Here is a 20,441-nt window from a genome sequence, read left to right as displayed (position 1 = left end):
AACCAAGCCTTTCTTAAATAGTCTGCAAGTCAGTCAAATATCCCGCAGCAAGCTGCTGGGTATTCGCCCCTCACGGCATTCACCAAGTGCTCGTGCAATCACGGTGCCTGGCTCATTGCCTGCGGGAATAAAACGCCTTATTTTATTCCATCACAAATTTTTTTACACTTCTCTCCAGCTGCTGTGCGATATCATTAAGCTGCCGCGCATTTTCGGCAATACTTTCCACCGTAGTACCGGCCTCGGCGGCAGATGCTGCGGTTTCCTCTGTGCTGGCCGCATTCTCCTGGGCGATCGCATTCAGATTTTGAACCACATCCACCACTCTTACTCTGGCCTCATCCAGCTCCTGAGTTTTAGAAGCAATCATTCCAATGCTCTCAATGGACTGATCTATGCCGTCCTTCACATTATTGAAGGCCTGTTCTGTATGAATTACATTTTCATTCTGCTGTCCGATAATATTTTTGACTTCCTTCATGGTCTGCACGGATTCTTCCGAGTCCTTGATCAGGGAATGAATAATATCGTCAATCTGTCTTGCCGATTCATTAGACTGTTCAGCCAGCTTTTGAATCTGGGTTGCAACCACTGCAAACCCACGGCCCTGTTCTCCAGCCCTTGCTGCTTCTATGGATGCGTTTAGGGAAAGTAAATTTGTTTCTTCCGCAATTTCACTGATAATATCTGTGGCTTCCTTAATCTTTAATGCCGATTCATTGGTGATGTTGGTTTGGTCATAGACAACCTGAATGGCATCCTTTGCTCTCTGGTTGACGCTGCTTAAGGCTGAAAGAATCTCCATTGCTTCATTTCCGGCATCCCGCACTTTCTCGGCATTCTCTCTTAAAGTTTCCATTTCCCTGCTTGTATCTTCCACCATATTGCCCATCAGGATAATATCTTCCGTTGCCGCCTGGGTCTCCTGGGCCTGTGATGTTGCGCCCTGAGCAATTTCAGAAATTGCCTTTTCTATCTGTCCCACCGCTGTAGCCGTCTCTCCTGAACCAGCGCTAAGGCCGTTAGAGGCTTCATACAGGCTTTCGCTGTTTCCACTGATTCCTTTCATCATAATAACCAGCTCTTTGCGCAGAATGTCAATCGTTCTTCCCATAACGCCGATTTCATCTTTCTGTCTGCTGACATATACCTGAAGTTTATTTTCCGTAAAATTCATTTCTGATAAACTGGTAATAATTTCGGTGATCTTTCTAATTGGCCTGACGATTTGAATGGACAGGATAAAGCCCAGCGCAAAACACAAAATCAAAATAAAGCTTCCGGAATAGCAGCTGTTTCTTAGAAGAACCGAATTTTCGGAAAGAATCTCATCCTCATCCGCAGTGATTACCACAACATAATCCATATTCTCCCCAACATAATAGGCCGCATACTTCATTGTATTTTCAAATTTATATGTAATCACATCCGTCTCAGGTCTGCGTCCACCGGAAATTTCGCCAAGTATCTGCCTGACCGCATCATTTTCAACAGGTTCTCCTATTTTACTCTCTGTCGGATGGTAGAGCATTGTGCTGTCAGAAGCTACTACGTAAGCATAGCTGGCTCCCATATCATGTATCGTAATATCCCCTACCACATCCTTCAAATTATCTATGCTAAGGGCATCCTCTGCACCAACATATGTCATCTCTTTATCAATATTTACACCGGCAACAAGCACCATATCCTTCATATAGCTCCTAATCAGCTCTATCTGGTTTTCTTCGGCTAAAGGAATAACCGTCCATAAGCATAAAACCGTTGAAATCAGCACCGATATGAAAACAAGCAGTGTAATTTTGGTCTTTATAGAATTAAAAAAAGACACTTTATTTTTTTTCATATAAATCCTCCGTTCTCTACAGCATAACAAAACGCCCACATACTTTGCGCGTCAGTCTATTCTTCCTCCTAAGTTCCGCTACATTTTATTATTCTTTCACAATTTTTCTAATTAGGTGTTTTCGTCAGGTATTTTACCTATTAATTTCTCCAAAATAGAATCTGTTTTTTGATAAATAACTTCCGGCTTTTCATTCGTATAAAAAACTCCGTTTTCGTAAAGGATCTTTCCTCCCACCATGGTCATAACTACATTTTGCTTACTGCCGCTATACACCAGGTTCTTGGGAATATTATTTTGCGGCCTCATATTAGGCTGGTTTAAATCAATCATAATCATATCCGCCAGTTTTCCTGCCTCAAGCACATCCGCATCTTTAAGCCCCATAGCCTTTGCTCCGTTTACCGTAGCCATTTTAAGGACCTCCAGAGCATCCACAGCAGAAGCGTCCTTTTCTCTTAGTTTGGCCAGTCCGATTACAAGAAACATTTCCCTGAACATGTCAAGACAGTTGTTGCTTGCAGGTCCATCCGTTCCAATCGCCACTTTGACTCCTGCTTTCAAAAAATCTGTGACAGGCGCAATGCCGCTTGCAAGCTTTGTGTTGGAACCGGGATTCGTGACAGCATATAATCCCTTGCGGCTCATGATTTCAATATCCTCCGGCGTCATGTGGACACAGTGGTATCCGCCTCCGCCATAGTCAAACATTCCCAGCCCATCCAGAAAAGCCATAGGCGTCATCCCATAGCGCTTACGGCACCCTGCCACCTCATTTTCGGTTTCCGCCAGATGGGTAAATACAGGCGCTTTGTATTTATGGGCAAGCCCTGCTATTTGCTCAAGTAAACTTTTTGAGCAGGTATATTCCGCATGAAATCCCAGCATGTAGGATTGCAGAGGGCTTTTGTGATTGAGCGTTTGGTACATTTCCTCCACCATTTCGGGAGACTGGCTGAAATTATTGACCGCTCCCACCTGCACGCACCGCATTCCCATATTGTCAAAGGCCTCTCCAATAGACTTTGGCGTAAGGTACATGTCAAACACTGCAGTGATTCCGCTGGTAAGATATTCCAAAACAGCCAGTCTGGACAGTTCGTAAATATCTTCGGCAGTCATTTTTGCTTCTATGGGGAAAATTTTATGGTTCAGCCATTCGTCCAGCGGAAGGTCGTCCGCAAAAGAACGAAGCAGCGTCATACCAGAGTGGGTATGCGCATTTTTAAAACCAGGCATAAGGAGATTTTTCTTACAATCAATTTCTTTATCCCATATGATACACTTCCCAGGCATTTCAGCATAAATATCATCAGGAATCTCACCCTTCCCTACATAAAGAATCCTGTCTCCCCGCACCCATATTTCACCTTCGAAAATTCCCTCACCCTCACACATGGTAAGAATTTTAGCGTTATATAATCTTATATTCACTTGCCTTTCTCCTATCTTCGGCTTCTTGCCGGGCTGTTCTTCATCCGCCCACTTTAAATCCCTGCTGCTCCTTAATATAAATTTTCCGGTCCAAAGCTTTCTGGAAGCAATTCTTTTAAATGATAGATTTTGTAATCTGTCTCACTTTTCGCAACGATTACAAAGAAACTGTCAGGATCAGAAAATTCACGCAGTACCTGTCTGCATACGCCGCATGGAAAGGCATATTGGCTTATCACTTCCCCTTTAGGACTTCCTACCACTGCAATTGCTTTAAATCCGCGCCGCCCTTCACTGACAGCCTTACTGACGGCAGTTCTCTCCGCGCAAATAGAAGGCGTATAGGCAGCGTTTTCTATATTACAGCCGGTATAAATCCGCAGCTCATTGGTTAGTACTGCCGCTCCTACCATGTAGTTTGAATAAGGAGCATAGGCCTTTTTTCTGGCATCAATCGCTGAGCGTATCAGCTCCGATACCGGTATCTCCTCTATCCCTGCCAATGGTTTTTTTCCTGTTTCCATCCAAAAGCTCCTTTCATAAAATATATGGCTCTTTTTTATTCCCGCGAGCAACGGGCCAAGCAGACGTGCCTGCTCTTTTATTACAATAAACTCTCTTGCGCTGCGTGCTGGCGCTTATTGGCATAAAAACAGCACGCACAGCCAGTCAGCCTATTTTTCCCGCCGGCAATGGGGCAAACGGATGCGAAACATCCTGGTAAGCATATGCTCAAAAAGCCGCAATCGACTCCGTAATAAGCTGTTTAAACAGTGGGGCCGCTTTATTAGAAGCTTCCTGCACCTCATCATGAGTAAGCGGCTGGTCCGTCATACCGGCAGCTAAATTTGCGACACAGGAAATTCCACAGATTTTCATTCCCATATGATTGGCAGCGATTGCCTCCACTACGGTGCTCATTCCCACAGCATCGGCGCCAAGGCTGCGCAGCATATGGATTTCCGCAGGCGACTCAAAAGACGGGCCTGTAAGCTGTACATAAATTCCTTCCTTCAAAGGAATATTACATTCCTTTGCCTTTTCTCTGATTATGTTCGAAAGCGCTGGGTCGTAGATTTTACTCATATCCGGGAAACGACACCCTAATTCATCTATGTTTGCTCCAATCAAAGGATTCGGCGCAAAGCATGAAATATGATCTTTGATCAGCATAAAACTTCCCGCTGTAAAATCAGGATTGATGCCTCCTGAAGCATTGGTTAAAAATAAAATCTCAGCCCCCATCTTTTTCATAAGACGTGTGGGCAGCACTACATCTGTTATGGGATATCCTTCATAATAGTGGACTCTCCCTTTCATACATACAACAGGCACCCCTTTTACATAACCAAAAATAAACTTTCCTTCATGACCTGGAACCGTGGAAACAGGAAAATCTGCAATTTCACTGTAATCAATCTCTGCTTTTACATCCATGGTATCTGCATAAGTACCCAGCCCTGAGCCAAGAACAAGCGCCACCTTAGGTTGAAAAGGAAATCTGTCCTTTATGCTTTCATAGCATTTCTCAATCTTTTCATAAACCTGATTCATATGACCCTCCAAACAATTTATTTTTAGACAAAACTTTACTCCATAATATTACCATAAAAATAACCGGTCTGCAATCAAACAATCAGCGGGAATATTTTTTCATTATAATAAAAGAATGCCTGCGCAAAATGCGAAAGCATTCTTTTTTGTGGTTTATATAATGATGCAGACCATTCCACCATTAGAATCATTGACTATCTTCTGCATGGTTTCCTGGAGCTTTAACTGGCTTTCGTCCCCTATCATGGTAAGCTTGCTGGTTATGCCATCGTTTACAAGCTGTTCCACGGATTTGCCGAAAATGTTTGTCTCCCAGATGCCGGCTTCGCTTTGGCTGGAATCGGAAATAAAGCGAATCAGGTCCTGAGCCTGTTCTTCCGATCCTACAATGGGTGAGATTTCTGTCTCAATATTGGCACGGATCATATGTATGCTGGGACTTACCGCACGGATTTTCACACCAAATTTGTTTCCATGCCTTGTCACCTCCGGCTTATCAAGTTTGATCTCGCTGCGTTCAGGCGTTACCACACCGTATCCTTTTTGTCTGACGGAGTCAACAGCATGTAAAACCTTCACGTACTCCCGTTTCATTTTAGCCATTTCTTTTAAGACGGACAATAAATGATATTCATTGTCTATGGTTTCTCCCACCATATCGCTGAGCATCTCATAATAATAGGCATCGTCCACATCCAGCCATACCCTGATGCAGCCGTCCGCCATGTCAATGCTGTCCATCTTGCACTTTTTGATAAAAGGTCCTTCTAAGGTAATCGGGTCGTTTTTTACATCCCTGATGCAGTTGTATTTTGACATGATTTCTTTTACACGCTCAATCAAATCCACCTTCATTTTATGGTTGGGAGGCAGCATTTCAACCCACTTGGGCATATAGAATTCAATCATGGTAAGCGGAAATTCATAAAGGATGTTCTCTAAAATCTGATGAATGTCTTCTTTCTTTAACTGCTCACAGTTAACAGGCATTACCGACACGCTGTACTTATTTGCAATTTCCTCCGCTAGCTTTATGGCATCTTCACTGTAGGGCTTTGCCGTGTTAAGAAGCACTACGAAGGGCTTTTTCAGTTTTTTCAGTTCTTTGATCGTGCGCTCCTGGGCAGCTTCGTAATTTTCCTTTGGAATATCCCCAAAGCTGCCATCGCAGGTAATCACGATTCCAATGGTTGAATGATCATTGATAACCTTCCTGGTTCCAATTTCCGCCGCCTGTGTAAAAGGAATTTCTTCTGTAAACCAGGGGGTTTTCACCATCCTCTCCGCTTCGTCTTCCATATGGCCGGTAGCGCCATCCACCATATATCCCACGCAGTCTATCAGTCGTACTCTGGCCTCTATCCCCTCCCCAAAGGACAATTTTGCCGCCTCCTTGGGAATAAACTTGGGTTCTGTGGTGGTGATGGTCTTTCCGCCGGCACTTTGAGGAAGTTCGTCTACTACACGCTCTTTTTCATAGGATTCCGTCATATTGGGAAGAACCATCAAATCCATAAATCTTTTAATAAAAGTAGATTTGCCGGTTCTGACCGGTCCCACAACGCCTATGTAAATTTCTCCGCCGCATCTTAATTGGATGTCATTGTATAGGTCATACTCTTTTTTTACATTTAAGTCCATAAACTCCTCCATGCTGCCAACACCCCACAGTCAAAGGCGTTGGCCTACCCCTTCCATATTTAATTAAATGTATGTAAAGTCGGAGAAATTTATTCATATTTATAAAATCCGTAGCATCCGCCTTTGTCCAAGCTGTCATCAAATCCGCCTTCAGAGATTCGAGGCTAAATTATCACCATCCGAAATGCTTCATCTGAAAAACGGTTTAAAATTTGTAAAGAAGGCCCGCATTATCCCGAAGCCATTTTTTATACTGGCTGTAAAAAGGACAATGTTGTTCCACCAGCCGCCAGAAATTCGCCGAATGGTCCATGTACACAAGATGGCACAGCTCATGGATAATCACATAATCGCAGACCGGTTCCGGCGCCATTAAAATGCGCCAGTTAAAATTCAAATTTCCTTTACTGCTGCAGCTCCCCCAGCGGCTCTTTTGATCTTTAATGTGAATGTCTTTAAAGCTCACTCCTATATTTTCCGCAAACTCCTGGGCTTTTTCCTTAAAAACAGAAAGAGCTTCTTTTCTGTACCATTTTTCCAGCTGCTCCTGCTTATAAGCATAGTCTGCCTCATAAGGAACCGTCATAATCAGATGACCGCACACGTTCTTTATCCTTGCCCGGCTTCTTTCTTCTCTTACAACGGTCAAAACTCTCTTTTCTCCCAAATAATACAGTTCATCACCGTTTTCAAGCCGTAAGCGATTAGCCGCTTCTTTTTCTCTTGCATTTTGAAGCCGCACAGATGTTGTCAGGATCCACTCCCGCTTGGATTCCACAAATTTGTCTATTTCATATCTTTCCACCCATAAAGGCGCCTTCACAACAAGATTGCCATCCCTGTCAAAAGAGATGGCAATAGACTTTCTTTTACTTCTCAGCAATTGATACTGCAATTGAAACCTCCCTATTTCCAACTGCCCCTAAAATTGTCATCTATCCAAACCCACGGAAATCAATTTTCAAAAACGCCGTGTGCTGGCAAAGCAAAAACACCTTTGAAAATTGATTTCCATGCTCCAAACCATTACAAGTTTACAGCTTAGTTGCATATTCTGACAATATCCGTCCACCCCAAGGCTTTACATTTGCTGCAAAGTCCGAGAGAACACATTCCATGGGAACATGTTCCGGAGAGGAACGGTTAAATGGGGCCGAGAGGAAATTTTTTAACTATTTCAAAATAAGCTTGCGAAAGTTCTTTTTTCCTCTTTTTACAATCACGCCCTCACCTGCAAAGGCATCCTTGCCGAAAGCAGCTTTCACATCTGTAATTTTATCGTTTCCAAAGGTTACGCCGCCCTGCTCAATGGCGCGTCTTCCCTCCGAACGGCTCTGCACCAGACCAGCCTTGCACAAAACGGAAATCAGGTCAATCATCCCTTCCGTAAAATCTTCCTCTTTCAGCTCCGTGGTAGGCATATCCGCCGCTACCCCTGCGCCAAACAGCGCTCTTGCGCTTTCCTGGGCTCTTGAAGCTTCTTCTTCCCCATGAACCAGCTTAGTAAGCTCAAAAGCCAGGATTTCTTTTGCCTGATTTAACTGGCTGCCTTCCCATTTATCCATCTCGTCAATTTCTTCCACCGGTAAAAAGGTCAGCATCCGCATGCATCTGAGCACATCCGCATCCGCCACATTTCTCCAGTACTGGTAAAACTCAAAAGGACTGGTCTTGTTGGGGTCAAGCCATACGGCCCCCTTTTGTGTCTTGCCCATTTTCTTTCCTTCCGAATTCAGCAGAAGGGTAATGGTCATTGCGTAGGCATCTTTCCCAAGCTTTCTCCGAATCAGCTCTGTGCCGCCTAACATATTGCTCCACTGGTCGTCCCCGCCAAACTGCATGTTACAGCCGTAGCGCTGAAACAACTCATAAAAATCATAGCTCTGCATAATCATGTAGTTAAATTCCAAAAAGCTTAAGCCCTTCTCCATCCTCTGCTTGTAGCACTCTGCACTGAGCATTCTGTTGACCGAAAAATGAGGCCCCACGTCCCTTAGAAATTCAATATAATTTAAATCAAGAAGCCACTGTGCATTGTTCACCATCAGAGCCTTTCCCTCGGAAAAGTCAATGAAACGGCTCATCTGCTTTTTAAAGCACTCACAGTTATGGTCAATCATTTCCTTTGTCATCATGCTGCGCATATCGCTTCTGCCGGACGGGTCGCCAACCATGCCGGTGCCTCCGCCAATCAGTGCAATGGGCTTATTTCCCGCCATCTGCAGCCGCTTCATCAGGCAAAGCGCCATGAAATGTCCCACATGCAGAGAATCCGCCGTAGGGTCAAATCCAATATAAAAGGTAGCTTTTCCATTGTTGATCAGCTCCTTTATCTCCTCCTCATCCGTAAGCTGCGCCAAAAGTCCTCTGGCTTTTAATTCATCAAAAATCGTCATTTTTTACTTCCTCCCTATATCACGTTCTTACACTTCCAGGCATGTTGCTTCTCGGCACAAACATTGTGCGAAGAATGACCGTCAGGGCATTCTTCTAAGTGTGAAGATGTTTGCTTGCAAACCTTAAAAGTTCTTAGCCTGCATTTTTTGCGGGCTTAGAACTTTTCTTCACACTAATCCCCATGCATATCGTAAGCCTGCTTGCGATACTGCTTAAATAGAAGATTGATAAAATCAGCCGCCAGGATGATTTTTCAATCTAACCTCCATGATTCCGCTCTGCGGAATCTCAATCTGTGCGGAGAATGCCCGTCTTTTGGGCATTCTCTGGCGTGAGACTTAGAACTTCTTAGCGAAGCGTCCTATGGCGCGAGCTTTAGAAGTTCTTCTCACGCTATTTATTTAACATAAGCTTTATCATAGCCTGGTTTAAGCCGTCCACCGTCAGCTTATACATGGGAAACAAACCCTTGATTGCCGTCTCCGCCTCACGCCAGGGCGCATGGCCCGGCGCCATTTTAGGATTCAGCCACACCACCTTTTTATAGTGGCGCTTTAGGAGCTGTAACCATTCCCAGCCGGCAAGCCCGCCGTTTGGACCTCTGTAGTTCCCGCTTTCGGAGTAAAGCTCCTCCGGCGCCATGGCGGCATCTCCCACCACAATCACCTTATAATCACTATCCAGGTTGCGGAACATCCATTCCGTGTCAATCCAGTCTCCATTTTCACATTCCGGCGTTTTATAAAGCTTGGAATAAATACAGTTGTGAAAATAATAGGTTTTTACATCTTTATAGTGGTTGGATTTATGCACCGCCTGGAACAGCTCATTCAGCAGGGCACTAAAAGGAATCATGGTTCCTCCCGAATCCATTAAAAGCAGGAGCTTTACCGCATTTTTGCGTGGTTTATCCATGACAATCTGTAAATAGCCGCCGTTGTTGCAGGTTTTATCAATGGTGCCGTCTATGTCCAATTCCGTTTTCGGGATATCCAGTCTTGATGAAAACTGGCGCAGTTTCCTGAAGGCTAACTGAAACTGGCGGTTGTCAAGCATCCTGTCATCCCTGAAATCCCTGTACTTGCGGGCGCCTATTACCTGGAATGCGCTTTGATATCCTGTGGTGCCTCCCACTCTGATTCCACCCATAAAACCGCCCATATTTCCAAAGGCAGTCTTACCCATACTGCCAATCCAGAAGCTCCCTCCGTTGTGCTCGCTATCCTGGTCCCGCAGCCTTTCTTTAAATTTGGCCTCTACCTCATCTTTATCTATAAACTGAATACCGTCCTGCTCGTTCATACGGTAACGTTCTTCTTCATCTACCATATCAATCAACTCGGATTTATCCAGCCACTTCATCATATTTTTCGAGATTTCATTCTCCGACATGATTCCCTTAAAGGTTTCCTCAAAAGCCATATCAAATTTATCAAAATCCGTTTCGCTTTTGACCAGAATCATTCTTGCCAGATAATAAAATTCCGTCAGACTGCTGTTGCAAAGCCCTTTGTCCAATGCCTCCTGCAAAGTCAGCCATTCGCTCAAAGTGATTGCAAGGCCTTTTGCTTTACAGGTATAAAAAAAAGTTGAAAACATTTTCGTCTCCCATACTGACACCGGCCATAAAACGCCGGTATGAATTTGTTACGCTCCCTCTATGATTCCGCTCTGCGAAATCACAAATCCAAACGAAGATTGCTGCCTAATCCAGTTTCGTCCGCACAGTCTCAAGGTCTTCATCCTTTTTCACAACCACCCCTACAAAAGGCAGTTTTGCCCGTATATCCTCCGCTGGTATCCCGCCAATCTGCAAGGCATTGATCCAGTCGATCAGTTCCGAAGTGCTGGGTTTTTTACGAATGTCCCTGAGACTTCTAATCTGGTAGAATACGTCCATAGCATTCTTTAAAAGCTTGTCCTCCACATTCGGATAGTGGGTTCTTACAATCTCCTCCATCAAGACTTCATCCGGGAAGTCTATGTAATGGAAAATACATCTCCTTAAGAAAGCGTCCGGAAGTTCCTTTTCCGCATTGGAAGTAATAATTACAATAGGCCGCTGCTTTGCCTTGACGGTGCGCTTGGTCTCATAAATATAAAACTCCATCTGGTCAAGCTCCCACAAAAGGTCATTGGGAAATTCCAAATCGGCCTTGTCAATTTCATCAATCAGCAAAATAACCTGTTCATCCGACTCAAAGGCTTCTCCTAATTTTCCCAATTTAATATAATGGGCAATGTCATCCACTCCTGCCTCTCCAAACTGTCCGTCATACAGTCTCTGTATGGTATCATACATGTAAAGACCGTCCTGGGCTTTTGTAGTTGACTTGATATTCCAGATAATCAGCTTTTTACCAAGAGAATTAGCAACCGCCTGTGCCAGCATGGTCTTTCCGGTTCCCGGTTCCCCCTTGATCAGAAGTGGTTTTTGCAGGGCAATCGCCACGTTCACGCTTGCCATAAGCTGTTCAGACGCCACATAATCATTTGTGCTAATAAATTGTTCGCTCATCCTAACCTCATTTCTGCACCCTCGTGCTCTTTACTTATGCCGTTTTATTATAGTCGGCTGCCTTAATCACATTTCCTAAAGACGTTTTTCATAGGCTGGCCCGAAGCAAGCCTAAAGCGTGCAGATGGCCAATCTATCAAAAGTGGTTTACGGCCATCCGGTCAATTTTTGAAATGACCTATTCTTCTCACCATGGAATTTCTACACTATTTTGATATAACTGCCTTAAGTCAATATTTTCCACCTTTTTATCACGGAGCATCAGCTCGCTCACCGCCTGTGCTGCCGGCATGCCTTCAAATAAGATCTTATTTACCTGCTCTATAATAGGGACATTCACCTGGTATTTCTGCGCCAGGGCATAACCTGCCTTAGCGGAATATACGCCTTCCACCACCATTTTTACCTGATTCATGGCTTCTTCCATGGTGGCCCCCTTTCCAATCAAAATACCGGCTTTCCGGTTTCTGGAATGCATGGAGGCGCAGGTAACAATCAAATCCCCAATTCCTGTCAGACCATAAAAGGTTTCGATCCTTCCTCCCATGCTGATGCCAAGCCTTGCAATCTCAGCAATACCTCTTGTGATAAGCGCAGCTTTCGTGTTATCTCCATACCCTAAACCGTCCGCCATGCCTGCCGCTAAGGCCACTACATTTTTCAGTGCCGCGCCTAACTCAATCCCCAGCACATCCGAGCTGGTATACACCCGGAATACCTGACTCATAAACAGGCCTTGCATATATTCGGCGGTGTCCTTCCTTTTAGCCCCTACTACAATTGTGGTGGGAATCCCCTTTCCTACCTCCTCCGCGTGGGATGGGCCTGAAAGTACCACTACATCCGCCTGTGGAATCTCCTGTTCAATAATTTCGGACAGCGTCATAAGGGTGGAATCCTCAATTCCTTTGGCCACGTTAACGATTTTTTGCCCCTCTTTGATTAAGGGCGCCATTTTACCCGCCGTGCTTCTGGTAAAAGGGGAAGGTACTGCAAGCACAAGCACATCCTTATCCGCAGCAACGCTTTCTAAATCTGTGGTAAATTCCATCTCCTTTGGGAGAATCACGCCGGGCAGCTTATCCTTATGCTCATGGCAGTTTTTTAACATGCTCACTTCATCTTCCATAATGGACCATACCGTTACCTGATTACCATTGTTATGCAGAAGCCAGGCCAGCGCACATCCCCAGCTGCCTGCTCCAATTATACCTATTTTTGCCATTTTAATCCCCATTCCTGATGGTAACCGCAACGTACTTTAAATAACGTAGGGTTATCGCCAAACATAAATCCACACAAATTTTTATTTTTCAAATTGCTCGCTTTTTTTCGTCAGGAAAGTCTTTTTTTCCTGCCCTGCCAGCAATCGCTTGATATTCTCCCGGTGCTTATAATAAGCCAGTATGGTAAGAAACGCCGTGAGTACATACATCTCTGTCAGCACTGCCTGGGAAGATCCAAACATACCAAGCTGGCCTACCACTACCATCTCAATCATAAGCCCGGCATAAACCAGCAATGACCCTAAAGAAACATAGTGGGTTATGAAAAATACACTGAAAAAAATAAGAACCCCCATAGGCAGAAAAGCCGGATGGAAGGACAAAATAAGTCCGGCCGTTGCCGCAATTCCCTTACCTCCTTTAAATTTCAGGTAGAAAGGAAAATTATGCCCTAAAATAGCGCCGCAAGCCGCATACAGCTTTAAAAGATAAACTTCATTCGGATGAGAAAAACCAAAAAGCATACCGCTTACCACAATCGCCAAAATGCATTTTAAAATGTCCCCCACAAGAACAATCAAACCTGCCTTCGTGCCGAATACCCGAAGGGTATTGGTGGTTCCCGCATTTCCGCTGCCATGCTCCCTGATATCGATCCCATGCATTTTCCCATAGATAAATGCAGTCTGAAACATACCAAACACATAACCAATGATCAAACAAATCAATCGTTCCATCCTATTTCTTTTCCCTCCTTTCCCTGATCAAAAACCTAAGAGGCGTTCCCCTGAAGCCAAATGCCTCCCGTATTTTATTTTCTATATATCTGGTGTAAGAAAAATGCATCAGCTCTTTGTCATTGACGAAAATCACAAAAGTGGGCGGCTTCACCCCTACCTGGGTGATGTAATAAAGCCGCAGCCGTTTCCCCTTATCTGAAGGAGGCTGTTGAAGGGCCACCGCCTCGCTCATAATCTCATTGAGCACACCTGTTGATATCCGCATGGAATGGTTTTCGCTGATTACATCAATCAGATCATAAAGCTTGGGAAGTCTCTGTCCTGTAAGCGCCGAGATAAAGGTGATTTCCGCATAAGGCATGTAAGATAAAATTTCCCGCACCCTTGCCGTGTACTGATTCACCGTCTTGTTATTCTTTTCGATGGCGTCCCATTTATTTACCGCAATGATCACCGCTTTTCCCCGGTCGTGGGCAATACCTGCAATCTTGGCGTCCTGTTCTGTCACACCTTCCACCGCATCAATCACTAAAATCACAATGTCCGAGCGTTCAATGGCCCCCACTGTCCGGACGATCATGAAGTGCTCTAATTCCTCTTTTATCTTATTTTTGCGCCGAAGTCCTGCCGTGTCAATAAAAATATATTCTTTTCCGTTATGAACGACCGGCGTATCCACGGCATCCCTGGTAGTTCCCGCTATATCGGAAACAATCAGGCGGTTTTCCCCAATCAGCTTATTGATCAGTGAAGATTTACCTACATTGGGTTTACCCACAATGGCAATTCGTGTCCGCGTATCTTCCTCATCCGCGCCTTCACTATCCTCAAAATAGTCTACCACCACATCTAACATATCCCCGATTCCAAGTCTGCCAGAGGCGGAAATCGGATGGGGGTCTCCTATTCCAAGGTTATAAAATTCGTAAGTATCCGCCATATACTTATCAAAGTTGTCCACTTTATTTACAACAAGTATAACCGGCTTATGGGAGCGGCGCAGCATATCCGCCACCTTGGAATCCGCGTCCACCATCCCCTGCTTTACATCTACCATAAAAATAATAACATCCGCCGTATCTATGGCAATCTGCGCCTGTTCCCGCATTTGGGATAAAATGATATCACGGCTCTCCGGTTCGATTCCTCCTGTATCAATCAGGGTAAAAGCCTTATCAAGCCATGTCACATCCGCATAAATCCTGTCCCTGGTGATGCCCGGCGTATCCTTTACAATGGAAATCCGCTGTTTTGCCAGCGCATTAAACAGTGTTGATTTCCCCACATTAGGCCGCCCTACAATCGCCACAATGGGTTTTTTATTTTCAGCCATTTAAACTAACCGTATCCTTTCCTTGACTCGCTTCAAATATCTGGTTTCCTTACTGCGCTTCTTATCCGAGTAAGAGACACAAATTCAAACCTGCGCAAAAGCTAAACAATTCCTAAAACTGCATTTACGAAGTCATATCCGCTTGATTTTACAATATCTATTTTTACTTGTAAAGCTTTTTCCATATCCATGACCGTCACATCATCCAAAAAAACCTCCTCACCGCTTCTTAGCATATTCTGGGGAAGCAACAGCCTTTCTCCCAATTTTTTCCCTTGAAGCTGGGCAATCATATCCTGCCCTGTCAAAAGACCGGCAACCGTAATTTCTTCTCCGAAAAAGTAATTTACAATTTCATAAACGTAAATCCTTACCCCCGGCACAAGTGCCATCATCTTATCAGACATCTCCGCAATATAAGGATATGCAAGCTTACCGGTAGCTACAGACACATCCCTAACGGCAACTCCATCTGCACTTGCAGGCGCAGCGGATTCCATCTTCTCTTTCAGGCAAAGCTTTTCTTTTACATCCTTCAAAGCTTCTTCAAATTCATCCAGCAACAACCGCAACATGCCAACTCCGTTTTCCAGCTGCAGATATCCATCGTAGTTTTCCTTCCCCGGCAGCGCTCTGTTTGCAAGAATATACCACTCGTCACTGGCATGAACAAAATGCAGTCCATATTTTTCATAAAAGCCTTCCTGAAATAAATGAATCGTCTCTAAAACCTCCCCGGCATCCTTTGCCGTAAATGTCTCAAGGGGATACAACCCTTCCCTGTACTTGGTCAGTCCGGCCGGTACCACAGACACGCTTTCGAGCACCGGAATATACTCTGAAAGCTTCCGAATGCTAAATTTAAGTTCCTCGCCGTCATTAACTCCCTTACACAGGACAATCTGCCCATTCATAGTAATTCCGGCCTCATATAGCTTATCCACTTTCTTCAAAGCCTCTCCCGCAAACCGATTATGCAGCATCTGACAGCGCAGCTGCGGATTCATAGTCTGAAAAGAAATATTAATAGGCGAAAGACGATACCTTATCACACGCTCTATATCGTAATCTGACATATTCGTAAGTGTAACATAATTCCCCTGCAGAAAAGAAAGTCTCGAATCATCATCTTTAAAATAAAGAGTCTCCCTCATCCCTTTTGGCATCTGGTCAATAAAGCAAAAAATACATTTGTTACTACAGGAGCGATAGTCATCCATAAGACCCTTTTCAAAAACCATGCCAAGGTCTTCATCCTCATCCTTCTCAATCTCTAGCTCCCACTGCTCCCCATTTGCCTTTTCTATCAGCAATGTAATAAAATCATTTTCCACATAAAATTGGTAATCAAAAATATCCCTTATTTCTTCCCCATCAATGGCCAGAAGCCGGTCCCCAGGCACAATTTCCAATTCACTGGCAATACTGCCATCTAACACTTCCATAATCCTATGTCCCTTAGCCCATTGCTTGTTCATTGCATCCTCCCAGCTAATATTGAAAAAATCGCAAATCCTCTCTGCCCAATTTATACGTTATCACGGACCATACAGTCATGCAGCAAGCGCAAAATCCTGGGCCAAACTGTTATTCTTTACTTTTCATTTTACTAGAAATTTCTTGACGTGTCACTATCATAATGTTATAAATTAATTGGTGGATAAATTTATTCCCTTGCTATCTAAGGCGAGATTTTGGCTTTATTTACTTAACGGAGGTCACCATGCCTAATTTACATGAACTAGAAACGGCAATGCCAGTTGCTCCTTTAAAATTACTTGTCCTGGATTCTGCCACAAGGCTTGGAAACAGCGTCAACAATCACCTGATTAATTTCAGAAAAAGTGTGAAAAATATAGCAAAAAACGACCCGGCTTTCAAAAGCTATGTATCTGATAATTTTATCATGGATAGTACATGCCACCGCTTCAATACCGGAGAAGGTAAGGCAGTTATTTCTGAATCCGTCAGGGGTAAAGATTTGTTTATTCTTGTGGATGTCTGTAATCATAGCGTTTCTTACACCATGAACGGTTATACCAACTATAAATCTCCCGATGATCATTATCAGGATTTAAAAAGAGTTATCGCGGCGGTTAATGGCAAAGCTCACCGTATCAATATCATCATGCCCTTTTTGTATGAAGGCCGCCAGCATAAACGAAGCGGACGTGAATCTCTTGACTGTGCTTATGCGATAGAAGAACTTAACAACATGGGAGTCAGCAATCTAATCACCTTTGATGCCCATGACCCAAGAGTCCAAAATGCGGAGCCATTACATGGATTCGACAATTTTACTCCGCCCTATCAGTTTATCCGGGCACTGCTTGCCACGGAAGATAACCTTCTGATTGACAAAGACAACCTGATTGTAATAAGTCCTGACGAGGGTGCCTTAGACCGTGCCGTATATTTTGCCAATGTGCTTGGAGTTGATGTAGGTATGTTTTACAAACGCCGCGACTATTCCACAATTGTAAATGGTAAAAATCCGATTATTGCCCATGAATTTTTGGGGGATAACATAGACGGCAAGGATGTTATTATTATTGATGATATGATTGCTTCCGGCGGCAGTATGATCGATACCGCCAAACAGCTGAAATTCATGAATGCCAAACGTGTTTACATATGTTGTACCTTCGGTCTTTTTACGGAAGGTCTTAAGCGGTTTGATGAAGCTTATGAAAAATGTTATTTCGACAAGGTTGTAACCACAAACCTAACATACCAAAATCCTGAGCTCATATCCCGTCCTTATTATGTTGAAGCCGATATGAGTAAGTTTTTGGCTTCTATCATCGATTTTATGAATCATGATTCTTCTATGGCCAATGTTTATACGCCTACGGACAAAATACAACGTTTTCTTGCAAAATATAACAATCGGGAAAACCCTTATACCCTGGGCGATTAGCCTCCAAAGCGTAATGTTTCCTGCTCAGCTGATTTATTGCAGCACAATAGCTTTATGCTTTCATAACAAACGCTGTCATGCTTTGCATGACAGCGTTATTTCTAATCAAATTCTATTTTTCTATTAACGGGAAGGTCAAATTAATTTTAAACAGATCGCCATCCATCACAATCTCAAATTTCCCGTTTTGGGCTTCTGTCAGATTCTTTGCAATAGACAGTCCCAGACCGCTTCCTTCGGTTGTTCTGGATTCATCTCCGCGGATAAATCGTTCTGCCAGTTCTTCCGGATTTACCTTGAGAGGCTGAGCCGATATATTTTTCAGAGAAACAATTACCTGCTTTCCTCCATTATCACTCTGCAGCAATTTCATATCAACATAAACCCGTGTACCACTTAACGCATATTTAAATATATTATTAAACAAATTTTCAATCACACGCCAGATACGTCTGCTGTCCGCCTCAATGTATACGCTGCTTTTTGGCGCCTTAAATATCAGATATAAAGATTTTTCCTCAAATTTTTCTGAAAATTCTCCAATGGTCTGATTAAGGAGTTCCACTAGATTAATCTTTTCCCACTGCAGCACAATATTTCCCGAAGATATTTTGGATGCCTCCACCAAGTCGTCTGTCAGCTGCTTTAGCCGCTGGGATTTGGTGTCTAATACCTCCACATACTCTTTTATTTTAGTCTCCTGAATGTTTTCCCTTTTAATTAAATCCACATAATTAATAATGGAAGTTAAAGGCGTTTTTATATCATGGGAGACGTTGGTAATCAAATCCGCCTTAAGACGTTCATCCTTCATACTAGTTTCCACCGCAACCCTTACACTGTCTCCAATGCTGTTTACTGCCCGCGCAAGTACCAAATCCTCTCCATAGAGCCCTTCTTCTTTCACCTGATGGGCAAGATTTCCTTCCCGGATCAGCTTAATCCCTTCTAATATTCTTTGTTTTCCAAGTGCCGATCGGTACATAATAAATCCTGCAGCCCCATCTATGGCAATCAATATCAAACTAACAACCCACAATGTGGCCATTCTTCTCTCCGCCCATGCATACCCTGCAAACATGGCGCCCCCTAAATTCACCGTAGCAAGCAGTCCTACAGGAACCCAAACTCTTAAAATAAGAGTCGAATGATCGCAGAAATATAATACCCATTTTTGAATCAGCATGATAATGTTTCTGACAAGACTGTCCCTCCAAAATGTCCCTGCTTTCATCCGCCTTACGAAGCTATAATAAAAGAATGAGAAAAATAGGCTCACGAAAAGCGCTGCCGCTCCCGCAATCATAATCATACTGCTATTGTCAATGTTTCCCCAAATTACCCTTATGATAGATACCGCTCCATAGCATAAAGCAATTGCAGCAGCTCCTGCCGCCAGAATCATGATTTCTGTGGGAATATAATCCTCCGGGTACAGTCCTATAACAATTTCACCGGTTTCTTTTTTGCGAACCCTTCCTTCCCTCATGGTAAGTATCACAAAAAGGACAAGATAGAAAAGGATACATGCCATGGCGCCTGCAACATACCGCCAAACATGAGGTACATAGTTATGAAATCCATCTCTTGCCTGATAAAAGCAATCCTGGGCAGCATACTCCGACCGTACCCCTATCATAATCTGAGTATCCTCCGGATAAGCATAATCATAACCGTTTAAAATATAGCGCAGAGTAGATTCCTCAATCAAAGTATCTGTCTCATACTGCATATTCTGTGGGTTATAATAGATGTATTTATTGCACTGTCCTCTTAACTCCTTTTCCAGATCGGAAGCATTTGTTGTTTTTGCTTTCACATTTGTGAAAATCTGAGTATTATCTCCCACGGTTCTTTTTATAATATACAATACATTTGTATTTCCGGAGTCATAAAGCTCTTTGTATTTTAAATATTCTTCATAATTGATATTCAAATCCTCGGCAGCTTTTTTCACATTACTGCAAAGCTCATAATATTCATCCCAGGAAGATACATAATTTTCTATGTTTTTTCCATCCACCGTGCGGTATCGGTTATGCAGGACAGAAGCATCCGTTCCATCCCTTTCCACCATGCCAGCTTCAAGCAGATTGCCGGATACATCCTCTATGCTGGTATTGGTTGAAAGATCAGCATTTAAGTAGCTCACCGTACCATGGTACCCTTCCAAATTAACCTTGGTCACCGTTCGGCTCCTGCTTAGAAACTGATCTACCTCCTCACCGTTCATATAAACATTTTCGTAGTTAAATCCGGCCTGAGCCCACTTAATTAAATCCTCCAAATAATAATGTGCGGTAATGTACTCCTGCTGTATGCCGTTATATCTTCCGGCAAAGGCTGTCACATCCACTTCCTTTTTGGCGTCAAATCTCGCATCCGTTTCCATCTGGCTTCTGATTGCACCGTAGCATATCAGATCAGAAGCACTGTTCCCTAAGAGCGTATTAAACACTTGAGAGTCCTCAAAATATCTTGGCTGCTGTTGTTCTAGCAGCCGAAAGGGCTTAGGTCCATTTTTTGTCTCCACTATAACATAAGAGCTAATAAACACTGTCACAATCTGGACAACAGCCGCTACCAGCAGAATATGTTGAAGACCATGGAAAAATACCAGCCTTCTTTTCTTCTTTCTGCGGCCTTCTTTTTTGTTTTTTGTTTCCTTTTTATTATCTTTGTTCTGTGTATTCTCCATATTTTGCGCTTTGACATTTTGTTCCTGTTCTTCTATGCTTTTTTCAATATCATTCTCCCCCATATAATTTTCCTGCATATTCTCCTGGCTTTCCCCCTGCTTTTTCTGATGCTCCATAAGAATCCTCCGTTCTT

Annotated in this window: 15 protein-coding genes; 1 reads left to right on the top strand and 14 read right to left on the bottom strand. The window is 43.5% G+C overall.

From position 1 onward, the window contains the following. Positions 1 to 142: 142 nt before the first annotated feature. The 13 genes from D5281_RS17145 to D5281_RS17085 all read right to left on the bottom strand — a co-directional run bounded on the left by D5281_RS17145 (position 143) and on the right by D5281_RS17085 (position 16,167). Positions 143 to 1,846, bottom strand: coding sequence for a methyl-accepting chemotaxis protein (locus D5281_RS17145; protein ID WP_160561325.1), 1,704 nt, complete (start codon positions 1,844 to 1,846; stop codon positions 143 to 145). Positions 1,847 to 1,957: 111 nt separating this feature from the next. After that, positions 1,958 to 3,280, bottom strand: coding sequence for an amidohydrolase family protein (locus D5281_RS17140; protein ID WP_330585117.1), 1,323 nt, complete (start codon positions 3,278 to 3,280; stop codon positions 1,958 to 1,960). A gap of 71 nt (positions 3,281 to 3,351) precedes the next feature. Beyond that, positions 3,352 to 3,804 (bottom strand): cytidine deaminase, encoded by a 453-nt coding sequence (gene cdd / locus D5281_RS17135; protein ID WP_160561324.1) that lies wholly within the window; start codon positions 3,802 to 3,804, stop codon positions 3,352 to 3,354. 208 nt (positions 3,805 to 4,012) lie between these two features. Continuing rightward, on the bottom strand, positions 4,013 to 4,834 hold the full coding sequence (locus D5281_RS17130) for a purine-nucleoside phosphorylase (protein WP_160561323.1): 822 nt from the start codon (positions 4,832 to 4,834) through the stop codon (positions 4,013 to 4,015). Between the two features lie 153 nt (positions 4,835 to 4,987). Next, positions 4,988 to 6,475 (bottom strand): stage IV sporulation protein A, encoded by a 1,488-nt coding sequence (spoIVA, locus tag D5281_RS17125; RefSeq protein WP_160561322.1) that lies wholly within the window; start codon positions 6,473 to 6,475, stop codon positions 4,988 to 4,990. Positions 6,476 to 6,680: 205 nt separating this feature from the next. Next, the gene (locus D5281_RS17120) at positions 6,681 to 7,370 is read right to left on the bottom strand and encodes a M48 family metallopeptidase (protein WP_160561321.1); all 690 of its coding nucleotides are present in this window, start codon (positions 7,368 to 7,370) and stop codon (positions 6,681 to 6,683) included. 277 nt (positions 7,371 to 7,647) lie between these two features. After that, entirely contained in the window at positions 7,648 to 8,871 is a 1,224-nt protein-coding gene (gene tyrS / locus D5281_RS17115) for a tyrosine--tRNA ligase (protein WP_160561320.1), read from the bottom strand. Between the two features lie 394 nt (positions 8,872 to 9,265). Beyond that, a complete protein-coding gene (locus tag D5281_RS17110; RefSeq protein WP_160561319.1) occupies positions 9,266 to 10,471 on the bottom strand; it encodes a VWA containing CoxE family protein in 1,206 nt (401 codons plus the stop codon). Positions 10,472 to 10,577: 106 nt separating this feature from the next. Next, positions 10,578 to 11,390 (bottom strand): AAA family ATPase, encoded by an 813-nt coding sequence (locus tag D5281_RS17105; RefSeq protein ID WP_160561318.1) that lies wholly within the window; start codon positions 11,388 to 11,390, stop codon positions 10,578 to 10,580. 187 nt (positions 11,391 to 11,577) lie between these two features. Continuing rightward, on the bottom strand, positions 11,578 to 12,615 hold the full coding sequence (locus D5281_RS17100; RefSeq protein WP_160561317.1) for an NAD(P)H-dependent glycerol-3-phosphate dehydrogenase: 1,038 nt from the start codon (positions 12,613 to 12,615) through the stop codon (positions 11,578 to 11,580). A gap of 81 nt (positions 12,616 to 12,696) precedes the next feature. Next, entirely contained in the window at positions 12,697 to 13,353 is a 657-nt protein-coding gene (plsY, locus tag D5281_RS17095) for a glycerol-3-phosphate 1-O-acyltransferase PlsY (protein WP_160561316.1), read from the bottom strand. Position 13,354: 1 nt separating this feature from the next. Then, positions 13,355 to 14,689, bottom strand: a complete 1,335-nt coding sequence (der, locus tag D5281_RS17090) for a ribosome biogenesis GTPase Der (RefSeq protein WP_160561315.1) — start codon at positions 14,687 to 14,689, stop codon at positions 13,355 to 13,357. Positions 14,690 to 14,790: 101 nt separating this feature from the next. Next, the gene (locus D5281_RS17085) at positions 14,791 to 16,167 is read right to left on the bottom strand and encodes a DUF512 domain-containing protein (protein WP_160561314.1); all 1,377 of its coding nucleotides are present in this window, start codon (positions 16,165 to 16,167) and stop codon (positions 14,791 to 14,793) included. A 245-nt stretch (positions 16,168 to 16,412) separates the two neighbouring features. Here D5281_RS17085 and D5281_RS17080 point away from each other — a divergent pair, with 245 nt between their 5' ends. After that, complete coding sequence (locus tag D5281_RS17080; protein ID WP_160561313.1) at positions 16,413 to 17,609, top strand: ribose-phosphate pyrophosphokinase; 1,197 nt, start codon at positions 16,413 to 16,415, stop codon at positions 17,607 to 17,609. 112 nt (positions 17,610 to 17,721) lie between these two features. Here the strand turns inward: D5281_RS17080 and D5281_RS17075 are convergent, their stop codons facing one another. Then, on the bottom strand, positions 17,722 to 20,424 hold the full coding sequence (locus tag D5281_RS17075; protein WP_160561312.1) for a sensor histidine kinase: 2,703 nt from the start codon (positions 20,422 to 20,424) through the stop codon (positions 17,722 to 17,724). Between the last annotated feature and the right edge of the window lie 17 nt (positions 20,425 to 20,441).

Source organism: Parablautia muri, assembly GCF_009917485.1.
In the GTDB taxonomy this organism is placed as follows: domain Bacteria; phylum Bacillota; class Clostridia; order Lachnospirales; family Lachnospiraceae; genus Suilimivivens; species Suilimivivens muri.
Note: the sequence above shows the minus strand (reverse complement) of the source record. Positions and strands in the feature narration are given on the sequence as shown.

What these genes read in the sequence shown, in the direction of transcription:
- D5281_RS17145 (WP_160561325.1), bottom strand. Translation starts at nt 1,846, where the DNA reads ATGAAAAAAAATAAAGTGTCTTTTTTTAATTCTATAAAGACCAAAATT.
- cdd (WP_160561324.1), bottom strand. Translation starts at nt 3,804, where the DNA reads ATGGAAACAGGAAAAAAACCATTGGCAGGGATAGAGGAGATACCGGTA.
- D5281_RS17130 (WP_160561323.1), bottom strand. Translation starts at nt 4,834, where the DNA reads ATGAATCAGGTTTATGAAAAGATTGAGAAATGCTATGAAAGCATAAAG.
- spoIVA (WP_160561322.1), bottom strand. Translation starts at nt 6,475, where the DNA reads ATGGACTTAAATGTAAAAAAAGAGTATGACCTATACAATGACATCCAA.
- tyrS (WP_160561320.1), bottom strand. Translation starts at nt 8,871, where the DNA reads ATGACGATTTTTGATGAATTAAAAGCCAGAGGACTTTTGGCGCAGCTT.
- D5281_RS17110 (WP_160561319.1), bottom strand. Translation starts at nt 10,471, where the DNA reads ATGTTTTCAACTTTTTTTTATACCTGTAAAGCAAAAGGCCTTGCAATC.
- D5281_RS17105 (WP_160561318.1), bottom strand. Translation starts at nt 11,390, where the DNA reads ATGAGCGAACAATTTATTAGCACAAATGATTATGTGGCGTCTGAACAG.
- D5281_RS17100 (WP_160561317.1), bottom strand. Translation starts at nt 12,615, where the DNA reads ATGGCAAAAATAGGTATAATTGGAGCAGGCAGCTGGGGATGTGCGCTG.
- plsY (WP_160561316.1), bottom strand. Translation starts at nt 13,353, where the DNA reads ATGGAACGATTGATTTGTTTGATCATTGGTTATGTGTTTGGTATGTTT.
- der (WP_160561315.1), bottom strand. Translation starts at nt 14,689, where the DNA reads ATGGCTGAAAATAAAAAACCCATTGTGGCGATTGTAGGGCGGCCTAAT.
- D5281_RS17085 (WP_160561314.1), bottom strand. Translation starts at nt 16,167, where the DNA reads ATGAACAAGCAATGGGCTAAGGGACATAGGATTATGGAAGTGTTAGAT.
- D5281_RS17080 (WP_160561313.1), top strand. Translation starts at nt 16,413, where the DNA reads ATGCCTAATTTACATGAACTAGAAACGGCAATGCCAGTTGCTCCTTTA.
- D5281_RS17075 (WP_160561312.1), bottom strand. Translation starts at nt 20,424, where the DNA reads ATGGAGCATCAGAAAAAGCAGGGGGAAAGCCAGGAGAATATGCAGGAA.